The 15,196-nt window shown below is 72.7% G+C and carries 9 protein-coding genes; 5 read left to right on the forward strand and 4 right to left on the reverse strand.

Annotation, left to right across the window (positions count from 1 at the left end):
* Positions 1-362 precede the first annotated feature (362 nt).
* Positions 363-989 (reverse strand): TetR/AcrR family transcriptional regulator, encoded by a 627-nt coding sequence (locus AC07DA_RS25660; protein WP_479130546.1) that lies wholly within the window; start codon positions 987-989, stop codon positions 363-365.
* A 186-nt stretch (positions 990-1,175) separates the two neighbouring features.
* Here AC07DA_RS25660 and AC07DA_RS25665 point away from each other — a divergent pair, with 186 nt between their 5' ends.
* The 4 genes from AC07DA_RS25665 (at position 1,176) to AC07DA_RS25680 (ending at position 6,895) form a co-directional block, all read left to right on the forward strand.
* The gene (locus tag AC07DA_RS25665; RefSeq protein ID WP_479130547.1) at positions 1,176-2,090 is read left to right on the forward strand and encodes an ABC transporter permease; all 915 of its coding nucleotides are present in this window, start codon (positions 1,176-1,178) and stop codon (positions 2,088-2,090) included.
* Complete coding sequence (locus tag AC07DA_RS25670) at positions 2,083-2,892, forward strand: ABC transporter ATP-binding protein (protein WP_479130548.1); 810 nt, start codon at positions 2,083-2,085, stop codon at positions 2,890-2,892. Before AC07DA_RS25665 ends, AC07DA_RS25670 begins: the two co-directional genes overlap by 8 nt.
* Positions 2,893-3,038: 146 nt before the next feature.
* A complete protein-coding gene (locus AC07DA_RS25675) occupies positions 3,039-5,234 on the forward strand; it encodes a CDP-glycerol glycerophosphotransferase family protein (RefSeq protein WP_479130549.1) in 2,196 nt (731 codons plus the stop codon).
* 14 nt (positions 5,235-5,248) lie between these two features.
* On the forward strand, positions 5,249-6,895 hold the full coding sequence (locus AC07DA_RS25680; protein ID WP_479130568.1) for a glycosyltransferase family 2 protein: 1,647 nt from the start codon (positions 5,249-5,251) through the stop codon (positions 6,893-6,895).
* 108 nt (positions 6,896-7,003) lie between these two features.
* Here AC07DA_RS25680 and AC07DA_RS25685 read toward each other — a convergent pair whose 3' ends face one another.
* The 3 genes from AC07DA_RS25685 to AC07DA_RS25695 form a co-directional block, all read right to left on the reverse strand.
* Positions 7,004-11,965, reverse strand: a complete 4,962-nt coding sequence (locus AC07DA_RS25685; RefSeq protein WP_479130550.1) for an NAD-glutamate dehydrogenase — start codon at positions 11,963-11,965, stop codon at positions 7,004-7,006.
* A gap of 556 nt (positions 11,966-12,521) precedes the next feature.
* Positions 12,522-13,187 carry an HAD family hydrolase gene (locus tag AC07DA_RS25690; protein WP_479130551.1) on the reverse strand — a complete coding sequence of 222 codons (666 nt, stop codon included), beginning with the start codon at positions 13,185-13,187 and terminating at the stop codon, positions 12,522-12,524.
* A gap of 73 nt (positions 13,188-13,260) precedes the next feature.
* The gene (locus AC07DA_RS25695; protein ID WP_479130552.1) at positions 13,261-13,776 is read right to left on the reverse strand and encodes a DUF6912 family protein; all 516 of its coding nucleotides are present in this window, start codon (positions 13,774-13,776) and stop codon (positions 13,261-13,263) included.
* A 357-nt stretch (positions 13,777-14,133) separates the two neighbouring features.
* On the opposite strand from AC07DA_RS25695, the gene AC07DA_RS25700 reads away from it, so the two are divergent.
* Entirely contained in the window at positions 14,134-15,093 is a 960-nt protein-coding gene (locus tag AC07DA_RS25700; protein WP_479130553.1) for an Rv3235 family protein, read from the forward strand.
* Positions 15,094-15,196: the final 103 nt, after the last annotated feature.

The following is a 15,196-nucleotide window of genomic DNA, read 5'->3' on the forward strand; positions in this document are numbered from 1 at the left end:
CTGACCGGCCCGGATCGGACCGGCCGCGCGGGGCTGACCGGTCCCATCGGGCTGACCTGCCCGGAGGTACCGCAGCGCGGGGCTGACCGGCCCGGTTCCGACCGGCCGCCCGTGCTGACCCGCCCCCATCTCTTCCCGGACGGACCGGCCGCGCGGGGCTGGCTGACCCGGACCGGACTGGTCGCACGGGGCTGATCCACCCGGATCAGACCGGCCGCGCGGCGCTGACCCGCCACACCAGGGCCGACCTGCCCGGGCAGGACCCGCCGCGCGGCGCTGACCCGCCCCACCCGGACCGGCCTTCGTCCCACCAGGACCGGCCTTCGTCCCACCAGGACCGGCCTCCCGGAAGGGGTGGGCCGTCACAGCGCGCGTAGTGCCGCCGCCGTCGCCGTCGCCAGCGATCCCAGGTAGCCCTTGGGCAGCTTCGGGCTGCGGATCACCACGGAGCGCCAGTACAGCGGGCCCGAGATCAGGTCGAGCGCCAGGTCGTGGTCGAGGCCCTCGCGCAGTTCCCCGCGCCGCTGCGCCGCCGTGACGATGCCGGTGGCGACCCCGTCCTGGCCCTCGCGCAGGGCCTTCCGCAGGGCCTCGGCGATCTCGGCGTTGCGGGCCGCCTCGGCCTGGAGGTCGGGGATGATCTGCGAGGCGACGGGGTGGCGCAGGGCGCGGGACGTCACCTCGTACAGCAGCCGCAGGTCACCCTCCAGGGAGCCGGTGTCCGGCGCGGGCAGGCCCTGTACGGCGAGCGCCGAGACGATGTCCAGGACCAGGTGCAGCTTGGAGCGCCAGCGGCGGTAGACCGCCGTCTTGCCGACCCCGGCCCGGCGCGCGATCCCCTCGATGGACATCCGCGCGTAGCCGACGGCCGCGAGCTCCTCGAACACGGCGGCCCGGATGGCTTCCGTCACGTCCGCCCGCAGCACGGCCGCGCCCGCGGGGGCCCGGCGGCGCGGGGACGGCTGGGGCTCCTCGGGCTTCGTCGTCATGCCGGACAGCATAGGGCGCCACGACGAAACGGTTGCGTTGCGACGCTCGAACGGATTACGCTCGCGTTGCGACGATACGGTCCCGTCCCGACGTAAAGAGCCGTGCAGGTTCCGGTAAAGACCACCCCTTCCGCCCTGCCGCGGCCCTCGGCCCCACCCCCCTCTCCCCGAGTGAAAGCAGCGGATGTGAGTCAGGTCCTCCACTCACCGCCCCAGGCCTCGGCCCCCGCCGACGACGACCTCGCGGCCCTCGCCGCCCGCCACGGCCTCTCGGTCAGCGGCGCCCGCCCCTCCCTGCCCGAGTACGTCCGGCAGCTGTGGGCCCGCCGCCACTTCATCACCGCGTTCGCCACCGCCAAGCTCACCGCCCAGTACAGCCAGGCGAAGCTCGGCCAGGTCTGGCAGGTGATGACCCCGCTGCTCAACGCGGCGGTCTACTACTTCATCTTCGGCGTCCTGCTCGGCACCAAGCACGGCGTGCCGGACTACGTGCCGTTCCTGGTCACGGGCGTGTTCGTCTGGACCTTCACGCAGAGTTCGATCATGGCGGGCACCCGGGCCATCTCCGGCAACCTCGGCCTGGTGCGGGCCCTGCACTTCCCGCGTGCCGCGCTGCCCCTGTCGTTCTGCCTCCAGCAGCTGCAGCAACTGCTGTTCTCGATGGCCGCCCTGGTCGTCATCCTGCTCTGCTTCGGCGTGCCGGTCGCGGTCTCCTGGCTGCTGGCGGTGCCGGCGCTGTTCCTGCAGTTCACGTTCAACGCGGGCGTCTCCATGGTCATGGCCCGGATGGGCGCCAGGACCCCCGACATCGCCCAGCTGATGCCGTTCGTGCTGCGCACCTGGATGTACGTCTCCGGCGTCATGTGGAGCATCGACAAGCTGGCGGACAAGGACAGCCTGCCGCGCGTGGTGACGGTCCTGCTGGAGACCAACCCGGCCGCGATCTACATCGACCTGATGCGCTTCGCCCTGATCGACAGCTTCCACGCCGGCCAGCTCCCCGCCCACGTGTGGGCGATCGCCGCCGGCTGGGCCCTGCTCGCCGGGGTGGGCGGGTTCGTCTACTTCTGGAAGGCTGAGGAGACCTACGGCCGTGGCTGAACCGACCGAGAAGACCCCCACCGTCGTCGCCGACGGCGTCGACATCGTCTACCGGGTCAACGGCACCGGCGCCGGACGCGGCTCCGCGACCGCCGCCCTGAACCGCATCGTGCGCCGCAGGCAGACCGAGAAGGCGGCCGGTGTGCGCCGGGTGCACGCGGTGCGCGACGTGTCGTTCGTGGCGTACCGGGGCGAGGCGATCGGCCTGATCGGCACCAACGGCTCCGGCAAGTCGACCCTGCTCAAGGCCGTCGCCGGGCTCCTCCCGGTGGAGAACGGCCGCATCTACACCGACGGCCAGCCGTCCCTGCTCGGCGTCAACGCGGCCCTGATGAACGACCTCACCGGCGAGCGCAACGTGCACCTCGGCGGCCTGGCCATGGGCATGTCCCGCGAGCAGATCAGGGAGCGCTACCAGGAGATCGTCGACTTCTCCGGCATCAACGACAAGGGCGACTTCATCACGCTGCCGATGCGCACCTACTCCTCCGGCATGGCGGCCCGGCTGCGGTTCTCCATCGCCGCCGCCAAGGACCACGACGTGCTGCTCATCGACGAGGCCCTGGCCACCGGCGACCGGTCCTTCCAGAAGCGCTCCGAGGAGCGGATCCGCGAACTGCGCAAGCACGCGGGCACGGTCTTCCTGGTCAGCCACAACAACAAGTCCATCCGCGACACCTGCGACCGCGTGCTGTGGCTGGAGCGCGGGGAGCTGCGCATGGACGGGCCGACGGAAGACGTGCTGAAGGAGTACGAGGCGTTCACCGGCGAGAAGACGCCGAAGGCGAAGGCTTCCGCGTGAGTTCCCCCGGGCGGGCTCCTGGCGGAGTGCGCCCGGCTCTCCCGGTGACGCCCCGGGTTTCCCTCGCGAGGCCCACTCGATCGGCCCTTTTGTCTCGTTGATGGCAGCATGACCACGTAGGTGCAGCCGTGAGAAGGGGGCCCGTGATGGCCGAGCTCAGCGTCGTCGTCCACGGGCCGAACGTGCAGGGCCACCTGACGGAGCTCCTCGACTCCCTCGCCGCCCACCCGCTGCCCGACGCCGAGGTGATCGTGGCCGCGGTCGGCGACTGGGCCCGGGAGACGGCCGAGCGGCACGCCCCGGACCTGACGGTGCTGCCGCTGCCGGACGGCACGGGCGACGCCGCGGCGCGGGCGGCGGGCGCGGCGCGGGCCTCCGGGCGCTGGCTGCACTTCGTCCACGCCAAGGACGGCCTGCCCGCCGGCGCCCCCCGCCTGGTCGCCGAGCGGGTGGCCGAGCTGCCGCCCGAGGTGGACGTGCTGCTGCTGGACCACGTCCGCAGCACCTGGCGCAGCACCGGCATGCCCTCCCCCGACGGCTCCCTGCTCGCCCGGGCGGGCCGGGCGGACGTCGCCCTCGACGACTGCTCGCCGCTGCTGCGGCTGACCCCGCTGCTCGGCACCCGGGTGCTGCGGGCGGACTTCTGGAAGGCGCACGAGCAGCACTTCACCACCGACGACGAGCCGTACGCCGCCCTGGCCGCCCTGCTGCTCGCCGACCGCGTCGCCTGCCTGCCGCACGCCGCCTACGAGGACCGCCGGCTGCGCCCCGCGAGCCTCCCGCCGGTCACGCCCGAGCAGCGCTACGGCCTGGTCGCGCGCTACGAGTCCCTCCTCGACCTCACCCGCGACCGCCGGGCCGCCCACACCGTGCTCTACGACGTCATGGTCCGCGACTGCCTGCGCACCTTCGCCCGCGGCGGCATGCCCGAGGAGGTCGCGCGGGAGTTCTTCCGCCGGGCGTCCCTGGCCGCCCTGCGCCGCCGCCCCGAGGGCTACCGCCACCCGGCCGGCCTCGAAGGCGTCCGCCGCTCGCTGCTCCAGGAGGGCGCGTACGCCAGGTACCGGGCCTTCCAGGCCGTCAACCGCACCCGCCGCACCGCCAGGTCGGCCGTACGGGCCCGCAAGCGCCAGGTGGGCGCCAGGCTCCGCGACCAGCAGTACCGCAGGGCGCTCGGCCGCCCGGTCAACCCGCACCTGGCGGTGTTCTCGGCGTACTGGAACCGCGGGGTCGCCTGCAACCCGGCCGCGATCGCCGCCAAGCTCGCCGAACTCGCCCCGCAGATCCACCCGGTGTGGGTGGTGACCGCGGAGAACGCGGCCCTGCTGCCGCCCGGCACCGACCACGTCGTGCCCGGCACCCGCCGCTACTGGGAGGTGCTGGCCACCGCCCGGTACCTGGTCAACAACGTCAACTTCCCCAACGCGGTGGTCAAGCGCCCCGACGCGATCCACGTCCAGACCCACCACGGCACGCCCCTGAAACGCATGGGCCTCGACCAGATGGCGTACCCGGCCGCCGCGCAGGGCCTGGACTTCCAGGCGCTGCTGGAGCGCGTCGACAAGTGGGACTTCAGCGTCTCCGCCAACAGCCACACCACCCGCATGTGGGAGCGGGCCTACCCCTCGCGCTACGTCTCCCTCGATCACGGCTATCCGCGCAACGACGTCTACTACACCGCCGGCGCCGCCGAGATCCGCGCCATCCGCGACCGTCTCGGCATCGCCCCCGGCCGACGGGCGGTGCTCTACGCGCCCACCCACCGCGACTACGAGGCCGGCTGGACCCCGCGCCTGGACCTCGCGGCCCTCGCCGACCGCCTGGGCGACGAGACGGTCCTCCTCGTGCGCGGCCACTACTTCTACGGCGGCGCCGCCTCCCCGCTGACCAACCTGCGCCGCACGGGCCGGATCATCGACGTCTCCTCCTACGACCCGGTCGAGGAGCTGTGCCTGGCGGCGGACGCCCTGGTCACGGACTACTCCTCGATCATGTTCGACTACGCCAACCTCGACCGGCCGATCGTCGTCTACGCCGACGACTGGGAGACCTACCGCACGACCCGGGGCGTCTACTTCGACCTGATGGCCGAGGCCCCGGGCCCCGTCGCCCGCAGCCAGCGGGAGCTGACCGAGATCCTCACCACCGAGGCCTGGCGCGACGAGAGCGCGGCCAAGACCCGCGCCGCCTTCCGCCGCAGGTTCTGCGAGTACGACGACGGACGCGCCGCCGAACGCGTCGTCCGCCGGGTCTTCCTCGGCCAGGACGAGAAGGACCTGCCGCCGGTCCTGCCGATCGAGGAGCGCACCCCGGCCCCCACGCCGCAGGAGGCGACCGCATGAGCACCCCGGACGCCATGAGCACCCCCGACGTCACCGTGACGGTCATCGTCTACAACGACGCCGAACGCCTCCCCCGCGCCGTCGAGTCGGTCCGCCGGCAGACCCACGGCGACATCGAGATCATCATCAGCGACGACCACTCCACGGACGCCACCCCGGCGGTGGCCCAGCGTCTTGCGGTCGAGGACCCCCGCATCCGCCACCTGCGCCTGGAGCGCAACAGCGGCGGCTGCAGCGCCCCGCGCAACCGCGCCCTGGAGATCGCCCGGGCGCCGTTCCTGATGTTCCTCGACAGCGACGACGAACTCCCCGACGACGCCGTCGCCCTGCTGCTCGCCGCGCACCGCGAACGCGAGCTCGACTTCGCCATGGGGGCGGTGCAGCGGGTCCGCGTGGACAACGGCCGCCGCTCGACCTGGATGCCGCACCTGGTCGCCGAGCGCCGCACCCTCGACGGCATCGAGTCCGACCCGCGCCTGCTCTTCGAGCACCTGTCGACGAGCAAGATGTACGCCCGCGCCTTCCTCGACCGGCACGGCCTGCGCTTCCCGGAGGGCATCCACTACGAGGACCAGCTGTTCTCGGCGCAGGCGTACTGCCTGGCCAAGACCTTCACGATCATCCCGGAGCCGGTCTACCGCTGGTACGTGGCCCCCTACGCCGCCTCCGACGCGGCCTCGATATCCAACCAGCGGCACAAGCTCGCCAACGTGCGCGACCGCATCCACGTCCAGCGGCTCATCGACGCGTTCCTCGCCGAGAGCGGCCACGAGTCGCTGCGCGAGGACAAGGACCACAAGTTCCTCAAGCACGACTTCCGCATGTACGCCGGTGACCTGCCCTACCGGGACGACGCCTGGCTGACCTCCTTCGCGGACCTCGTCACCCCCTACCTCGACACCCTCACCCCCGGCGCGTTCGCCCGCCTCCCGCGGGCCGAGCGGGTGGTCGTGCAGCTGATCCGGGACCGCCGGCTCGCGGACGCCCGCCTGGCGTCCAGGGGTCTGGGCCACGGCGTCGCCCCCCGCCAGGTCACCACGGACGGCGACGGCCGCGCCTACTGGGGCAACCAGGTCCCCGCCTCCGCCTGGGCCCGCCGGGAACTGGACATCTCCGACCTGGAGCTGGAGACCCGCCCCTTCCCCAGCGCCCAGTTCCGCCACGAGATCACCGAGATCACCCGGGGCCCGGGCGCCTCCGTCGACCTCACGATCCGCACGTACGACCCGGCCCGGCGCCTCCCGGTCGGCCCCCAGCGCGCCACGCTGCTCATCGCCCCGGGCGGTCGCCGCCTGCACGTCCACTTCCGCCTCTCCCCCGTGCGGCCGGGCGTCTTCCAGGGCCACGCCCATCTGGACCTCGCGGCGGCCTCCCTGCCGCTCCAGGGCTTCGCGGGCGTCCGCCACCCGCTGCTGCGGCTGACGCACCAGGGTCTGTCCCACACGGGCCTGCTGCTGGCGCCGCTGACGTTCCCGACGCTGACCACCCGTGTCCCGTCGCACCGGCTGACGGTGGAACCGGAGGGCCACGGCCCGGGCCGTCTGCAGGTCCGCTGGGAGCCGGTGGGCGTGACCGCGCGGGTGATCCGCCCGGTGGTACGGCGGGTGGCCCGGCCGAAGGTGAAACGGGCGGCCCGGCTGGTGGCGAGCGCCCTGCGCTGAGCATCGCCCGGGCCCGGGCCCGCGCCCGCACCGGCACCCGCGCCGCGCCCGCAGAAAGGAAACGCCCCGGACCGTCCTCGGCCCGGGGCGTCCTCGCCCGCCTACGCGTTACGAGTGCGTGCGCAGCAGGGTCCTCATCGTGCGCATCGCCACCGACAGGTTCGCCAGGTCGAACGCGTCCGAACTCTGGATCTCCTCCAGTGTGACGCGGGCCCGGCCCAGGATCGCCGCGTTCTTCTCCTCCCAGGCCTTGTAGCGCTGCTCGGGCGTCGAGCTGCCGTTGCCCACGGCCAGGACGTCCGCCGTCAGCGCCGCGTGCGCCGCGTACAGGTCCTCGCGGATCGCCGCGCGGGCCATGGACTGCCAGCGGTCGGCGCGGGGCAGCTCGATGATGCGGTCCATGAGCTGGGTGATGCGCAGCCGGTCGGCCAGGTCGTAGTAGACCTCGGCGACGTCCATCGGCTCCCGGCCCATGCGGTCCGCGACCGAGACGATGTCGAGCGTCGGGAAGGCGGAGGAGAAACCGGCCACGCGCGTGGCCAGTTCGTCCGGGACACCGGCGCCCGTCAGCTCGTCGTAGATCTTCTGGTACCACTCCAGGTCGGCACCGCGCAGCAGCTTCGGCAGCTGCGACCAGACCTGCTCGACCCGCTCGGCGAAGAAGTCGACCGTCTCGGCGAGCTGCAGCGGCTGCGGCCGGTTGTTGAGCAGCCAGCGCGTGCCGCGCTCCACCAGGCGGCGCGAGTGCAGCCGGATGCGGGTCTGGACCTCGGCCTCGACCTTGTTGTCGAGCGCCTCGACCCCGTCCCACACGACGGACGAGCGGAAGATCGCCCGGGCCGCCGTCTGCGCGCGCACGATCTCCTCCAGCGACGCGCCGGTCTCCTCGCGCAGGCGGTGCAGGTACGTCGTACCGCCCGTGTTGACCGTGTCGTTGACGAGGACCGTCGTGGTGATCTCGCGGCGCAGCGGGTGGCCGTCGAGCCGGTCGGGGAACTGCTCGCGCAGCTCGGTCGGGAAGTAGGCGTGGAGCAGGCCCTTGAGGTAGGGATCGTCCGGCAGCGAGGTGTGCAGCAGCTCCTCGGCGACCGTGATCTTGGTGTAGGCCATCAGGACGGCCGTCTCCGGCCCGGTCAGGCCCTGGCCCTGCGCGAGCCGCTCGCGGATCTGCCGGTCGGTGGGCAGGAACTCCAGCGCCCGGTCCAGGTGTCCCTCCCGGACCAGGTGCTTCATGAAGCGCTGCTGGGCGTGGAGCATGTCCTTGGACTGGGCCAGGGCGTTGCCGATCGCCGTGTTCTGCGCGTAGTTGTTGCGCAGCACCAGGCGGCCGACCTCGTCGGTCATGTCGGCGAGCAGCTTGTTGCGCTGCTTGACCGTCATGTCGCCGTCCGCGACCAGGCCGTTGAGCAGGATCTTGATGTTGACCTCGTGGTCGGAGGTGTCCACGCCGGCGCTGTTGTCGATGGCGTCGGTGTTGATCCGGCCGCCGTGCAGCGCGAACTCGATCCGGCCGAGCTGGGTCAGGCCCAGGTTGCCGCCCTCGCCGACGACCTTGACGCGCAGGTCCTTGCCGTCGACGCGGATGGCGTCGTTGGCCTTGTCGCCGACGTCCGCGTTCGACTCGGTCGAGGCCTTCACGTACGTGCCGATGCCGCCGTTCCACAGCAGGTCCACCGGCGCCTGGAGGATGGCCTTCATCAGGTCGGCCGGGGTCAGCTTGGTGACCTTGGCCTCGATGCCGAGGGCCTCGCGGATGTGCGCGTTGACCGGGATCGCCTTGGCCGTGCGCGGGAAGACGCCGCCGCCGGGCGACAGCAGCTCCTTGTCGTAGTCCTCCCAGCTGGAGCGGGGCAGCTCGAACAGCCGGCGGCGCTCGGCGTAGGAGGTCGCGGCGTCGGGGTTGGGGTCGATGAAGATGTGCCGGTGGTCGAAGGCGGCGACCAGGCGGATGTGCTCGGAGAGCAGCATGCCGTTGCCGAACACGTCACCGGACATGTCGCCGATGCCGACGACCGTGAAGTCCTCGCTCTGCGTGTCCACGCCCATGTCGCGGAAGTGCCGCTTGACGGACTCCCAGGCGCCGCGCGCGGTGATGCCCATGCCCTTGTGGTCGTACCCGGCGGAGCCGCCGGAGGCGAAGGCGTCACCGAGCCAGAAGTTGTACTTCTCGGCGACCTCGTTGGCGATGTCGGAGAAGGTCGCGGTGCCCTTGTCGGCGGCGACGACGAGGTAGGTGTCGTCCTCGTCGTGCCGGACGACGTCGGCCGGGGGCACGACCTCGCCCGCGACCATGTTGTCGGTGATGTCGAGCAGGGCCGAGATGAACGTCTTGTAGCTGGCGATGCCCTCGGCCATCCACGCGTCGCGGTCCACGCTCGGGTCGGGCAGCTGCTTGGCGACGAAACCGCCCTTGGCGCCGACCGGCACGATGACGGTGTTCTTCACCATCTGCGCCTTGACCAGGCCCAGGATCTCCGTGCGGAAGTCCTCCCGCCGGTCCGACCAGCGCAGGCCGCCGCGCGCGACCTTGCCGAAGCGCAGGTGCACACCCTCCACGCGGGGCGAGTACACCCAGATCTCGAAGGCGGGGCGCGGCGCCGGCAGGTCGGGGATGGCCTGCGGGTCGAACTTCATGGAGACGTACTCGTGCGGCCTGCCGCCCGCGGCCTCCTGGAAGAAGTTGGTCCGCAGGGTCGCCTTGATGACGGTGAGGAAGGACCTGAGGATCCGGTCCTCGTCGAGGCTGGCGACCTGGTCGAGGGCCGCGTCGACCTCCTCCAGCAGGGCGTCCACGATCTCGTGCCCCGCGCGCTGGCGGTCCGGCGACATCCGCGCCTCGAACAGGGAGACGAGCAGCCGGGTGGTGTGGACGTTGTTGCGGAGGGTGTCCTCCATGTAGTCCTGGCTGAACGTCGACGCCGCCTGGCGCAGGTACTTCGCGTACGCGCGCAGCACCATCGCCTGCCGCCAGGTCAGCCCGGCGCTGAGCACGAGGGCGTTGAAGCCGTCGTTCTCCGCCTTGCCGGTCCAGGTGGCGGCGAAGGCGTCCTGGAAGCGCTCGCGGGCGTCGTCGCCGAAGTAGTCCGCGCTCCCGTTGCGCGGGCGGGGGATGCGCAGGCCGAAGTCGTAGATCCAGGCCACGCTGCGGTCCGCGCAGCGCAGCTCGTAGGGCCGCTCGTCGACGACCTCCACGCCGAGCCGGTTGAGGACCGGCAGCACCGCCGACAGGGAGATCGCGTCACCCGTGCGGTAGATCTTGAAGCGGCGCTCCTCGGGGGCGGCGCCCACCGGCTCGTAGAGGCTGAGCGCGAAGTCCTCGCCCTCCTCGGCGTTCAGCTGCTCCAGGTGGACGAGGTCGGCGACCGCGGCGCGCGGGTTGTGGTCGGCCTTGTAGCCCTCGGGGAAGGCGTGCGCGTAGCGGCGCATCAGCTCGGCCGCGCGCTCCTCGCCGAGCTCGGCGTTGAGCGCCTCGGCGAAGGCGTCCTCCCAGGAGCGGGCGGCCTCCACCAGGCGGGCCTCGATGCGCTCCTTGTCGGCGTCGGACAGCTGCTCCAGCTCGGTGCCCTGCGGGACCCGGACGACGAAGTGCAGCCGGGACAGGATCGACTCGGTGTTCCACGCCGTGAAGTCGACGCTGATGCCGCCGAGCTCCTCCTTGAGGATCTCGATGATGCGCAGGCGGACGGCCGTGGTGTAGCGGTCGCGCGGCAGGTAGACGAGGGCCGAGTAGTAGCGCCCGTACTCGTCCTGGCGCAGGTAGAGCCGCAGCCGGCGGCGCTCCTGGAGGTAGAGCACGGAGGTGACGATGGCGCGCAGCTCGCCGACCGGGGTCTGGAACAGCTCGTCGCGCGGGTAGGTCTCCAGGATCTGCAGCAGGTCGCGCCCGTCGTGGCTGTTGGGCGAGAACCCGGCCTGCTCCAGGACCTCCTCGACCTTGCGCCGGATCACGGGGACGCGGCGCACGGACTCGGTGTAGGCGGCGGAGGAGAACAGCCCGAGGAAGCGCCGCTCACCGATGACGTTGCCGTCGGCGTCGAACTTCTTGACCCCGATGTAGTCCAGGTACGACGGCCGGTGCACGGTCGCCCGGCTGTTCGCCTTGGTCAGGACGAGGAGCTTGTGCTCGCGGGCCTTGGCCCGGGCGTCGGCGGGCAGCCGCTCGAAGGACGGGCTGACCGGGTGGCTCTCCTGGTCGGAGTGGTGCGGGTCGGCGCGCAGGATGCCGAGGCCGGTGCCGGGCACGGCGGCCAGGGAGTCGTCGTCGCGCAGCTGGTACTCGCGGTAGCCGAGGAACGTGAAGTGGTCGTCGGCCAGCCAGCGCAGCAGCTCGCGGGCCTCCTCGACCTGGGGCCCGGGCAGGTCGCCGGGGATGGGCTCGTCCGGCAGCCCCTCCGCCAGCCGGATCGCCGCGTCCCGCATCTTGCCCCAGTCCTCGACGGCCTCGCGGGCGTCGGAGAGCACGCGCAGCAGGTCGGCGGTGATCTGCTTCAGGTCGGCCCGGTCGGTCTCGCGGTCGATCTCGACGTGGATCCAGGACTCGACGTGCGCGTCGTGCGGGAGGCTCCCGGCGCCGGTCGCGGGCGTGGGCAGTACCTCGATGAGCTTGCCGGTGACATCGCGCCGCACCACGAACTGCGGGTGGATGACGACGTGGATGCCGCGCCCCTGCCGCGTCAGCTCGTTGGTGACGGAGTCGACGAGGAAGGGCATGTCGTCGGTGACGACCTCGACGACCGAGTGGCTGCAGGTCCACCCGTTCTCCTCGACCGTGGGCGTGTGAACCCGCACGTTGGCCGTGCCCTGGGGGCGGTTCTCGGCCAGCCGGTAGTGCGACACGGCGGCTCCGAAGACATCGACCGGGTCGCGGCCGTTGAGGTCCTCCGGGGCCGTGTGCAGGTAGTAACGCTGGAGGAACGTGAGCAGGGACTCGCGGTCCGGAGCTTGCGGGGCGTCTGGGGTCTCCTCGCCCGTCGACCCGGTCGGTAGGTGCCCCCCGACCGGGCTGTTCTCAGCTACCCGGGCGGCCCTCTCGAGCAACTCGGCCTTGGCTTCGTCCAGCTTGGTCTGCATTGTCCTCTGGCTCCTGTCGCGCGCCGTTGCGTGACGTAGAAGGAAGTACGGCCTCTGCGCCTACGACGTCACGTCGTGACACGGGGTATCCGGTCCGTACCGACGCTATGCCGCAAGGTGAGATGAGCGGGGGTGTCTGAGCCATTCTTGAGCTGCTCCACCGGTGTGACGCTGCTCTCGGCGACGCCTGCGTCCTGGTGGTGCTCGGCGTCCCGGGAGTCCTCGATGTCCCGTCCCGCCCGCGAGGACCAGCGACTGCCGCCCGGACACGGATGTCGTCCGTGCTCTCCGGGCGCAGGGCGAGGACGTCGGCGTCCCCGCGAACTATCGCGCTGATCACGCCACCAAGGCTATCGCTCCTTACAGGCCCCCCGTCATGAGCCGTATGTGTACAAAACCAGTCCCGGAAGTTTGACGTTCTGCACAGTGCGGGTACAGGACGGGGCCCTCAAGCCTGCCGGGACGCGTACCGCCGAGGGCGGCGCCGCGCACAGCGGCACCCGGCCCCGCCGAGCCGCTGAGCCCTCCCCGCCGCGGGGCAACGCCGCGCACAGGACTACGCCGCCAGCCGCTGCGCCTCGGCGACCGCTTCCTCCAGCGTGTCCACGACCGGCACGCCCACCGTCTCCAGACTCGTCCGGCTGTGCGACCCCCCGGTGTACAGCACGGCCCGGGCTCCCACGTGCAGCGCGGCCAGCGCGTCGTCCGCGGCGTCCCCGATCACCACCGTGCGCTCCGGGGCCACCCCGCTCAGCGACCCCAGGTGCCGGACCATGTGCTCGGCCTTGCTGCCGCCCGACGGCCCGGTCCGCCCGTCCACGCGTATGAAGTGCGCCTCGATCCCGAAACCGCGCACCAGCGGCACGAGCTCCTCGTGCACGTACATGCTCAGGATCGACTGGCTGCGCCCCGTCGACCGCCACCCGGCGAGCAGCTCCTCCGCTCCCGCCGTCAGCCCGCAGCCGACCCGGTGCTCCGCGTAGTACCGGTGGAAGATGTCGTCCATCAGCTCCCACTCGGCCTCGGTCGGCAGCCGCCCCATCAGCCGCTCGTAGAACTTCGGCACCGGTACGCAGTACAGCTCCCGGTACTTCTCCAGCGTCAGCGCCTCCAGCCCCAGCTCGGCGAAGGCCGCGTTCGTCGCCCCGATGATCGCGTCGATGTCATGGAACAGCGTCCCGTTCCAGTCCCAGACAATGTGCGCGCCCGTCTTCGTCCCCATGCCCCAGAACGTACCCGCCCCCACTGACAATCAAGAGAACGGCGCCCCAACGCGCCCCCGGCGGGAGGTCGGCTCAGTTCCCGCGCCCCACCAGGTTGGGGATCTCCTGCGTGGCGAACCACAGCAGCTCGTGGTCCTCCGCGCCGTCCACGACGAACTGGGCGTCGTCGTCGCCGGCGTCCGCCGCCGGCAGCGCCTCGGCCGCCGCCGTCACATCGGGCTCCGCGTCGGCCGCGTCGACGTGCACGGACGCCGCCTTGGCCAGCGCCACGGCCCCGGCGACCCGCACCTCGCCCAGCGCCGCCGGGTCCAGGCCCCGGTCGGGATCCGCGCTCGCGACCCGGTCGGGCACGTCGACGGCCACCACGACCCGGCGCCGGGGCGCGTCCGGTTGTGCGGCCAGCAGCCGCAGCGAGGCCAGCGCGGCACGGCTGAGCGCCGCGTACTCCAGTTCCTCGATGTCGTCGGAGAGGTACCACTCGCGCAGCGCGGGCGTCACGGCGTAGGCGACGAACGGCCCGGCCCCCAGCTCACCCGTCCTGTACGCCTCGGCGAGACCGGGGAGGGTCATGGGCACGTAGACACGCATGGCTGGCCGCTTTCGTGGTGGGTCATGGTCGTCGTGGACCTCCGGGTGCCGAAGACGCCCTGGGGTCCGGCAGGGGCTTCAGAATACGTGCGCCGCGTTCACGTGCGCCGCGTCCCCTTTCGAGTCCCGTCCCGTGGCACCGGAGGCGTCCACCCCGGGCCGGGGATTCACCCGCCCCGCCCCCGAGCGGCCGGGCCCCGCACCTGGCACATCACCCGGATAAGTGAACCTTCCGGCGCCGCCGACGCGGAGTCCGCTTCCTTGCCCCGACCCCCTCCGCCCCGTACAAGATCAACCACCCGAAGTTACTCACCGGTATCACCGGCCCACGAAACGGGGACCCCCATGCACAAGGTCATGACCCGGACCCACCGCCGTCCGCCCGCGCGCCGCCAGCCGGTCCCCGGCGCCCCGGCAGGCACGGCCCCGCACACCCGGGACCACGAGGCACCCCCCTCCTCCGCCGCCGAACGGCCCGCCCCGCCGCCCCTCACCCCCACCGGCCCGCCCCGCACCCCCGGCGGCGGCCCCGCCCGCCCACCGGCAGCGGGCGGCCGTCCCCCGGCCTCCGCCCGGGCCAAGCGCTCCGCCACCCGCCCCGCCGACACCCGGCCCCCCACCTCCCCGGGCGGCCGCCGGCCGGCCTCCCCGGGCCCCCGCACCACGCCGCGCAGGAGCCCGGACGCCGCCGCGTCCCCGCCCTCCACCGGCACCACGCCACAGTCCTCGGCCCGCACCACGCCACCGCCCTCGGCCCGCACCACGCCCCAATCCTCGGCTCGCACCACGCCCCAATCCTCGGCCCGCACCACGCCACAGTCCTCGGCCCGCACCGCCTCCCAGCCCACGGCCCGCACCGCCTCCCAGCCCACGGCCCGCACCGCCTCCCAGCCCACGGCCGCCCCGAGCCCGGCGCCCGCGCGGACCACGCCCGGGCGGGGACGCGGGTCCCAGGCCTCGCGACGGCCCGTCCCCCACCCCCTCCCCACCGACGTCTTCGCTGACCTCCTCGTCGCCGTGCTGAGCGGCCACCGCCCCGTCCACTCGATGCTCCGCCACACCCGCGGCCGCGCCTACGACGAACTGGCCTGGCTGGCCGAACGCGGCCCCCTGCGCACCCGTGGCGCCCGCCCCGTCGTCCGGGACATCGGGTACTTCGAACCCCGCCCGGGCGCCATCGAGGCCTTCGCCCGCATCGGCGCCGGCGACCGGCTGCGCGCCATGGCCTTCCGCCTGGAACTCGGCAGGGACCTCCGCTGGCGCTGCACGGCGGTCGAACTCGGCGGTCCCCGGCCACCCCGGCCGGACACCGACTGAACCGCCGCACGCCGAAGGGCCGGGCACCTGTTGGTGCCCGGCCCTTCGGCAACACGACGACGGAGGCTACGCCGACGCCGGCGGCAGACGCGACGCCGGCGAC

It is taken from the genome of Streptomyces sp. NPDC044921, assembly GCF_056432865.1.

Coding starts and splice junctions, on each gene's coding strand:
- AC07DA_RS25660 (WP_479130546.1), bottom strand. CDS start 989: ATGACGACGAAGCCCGAGGAGCCCCAGCCGTCCCCGCGCCGCCGGGCC.
- AC07DA_RS25675 (WP_479130549.1), top strand. CDS start 3,039: ATGGCCGAGCTCAGCGTCGTCGTCCACGGGCCGAACGTGCAGGGCCAC.
- AC07DA_RS25680 (WP_479130568.1), top strand. CDS start 5,249: ATGAGCACCCCCGACGTCACCGTGACGGTCATCGTCTACAACGACGCC.
- AC07DA_RS25685 (WP_479130550.1), bottom strand. CDS start 11,965: ATGCAGACCAAGCTGGACGAAGCCAAGGCCGAGTTGCTCGAGAGGGCC.
- AC07DA_RS25690 (WP_479130551.1), bottom strand. CDS start 13,187: ATGGGGACGAAGACGGGCGCGCACATTGTCTGGGACTGGAACGGGACG.
- AC07DA_RS25695 (WP_479130552.1), bottom strand. CDS start 13,776: ATGCGTGTCTACGTGCCCATGACCCTCCCCGGTCTCGCCGAGGCGTAC.
- AC07DA_RS25700 (WP_479130553.1), top strand. CDS start 14,134: ATGACCCGGACCCACCGCCGTCCGCCCGCGCGCCGCCAGCCGGTCCCC.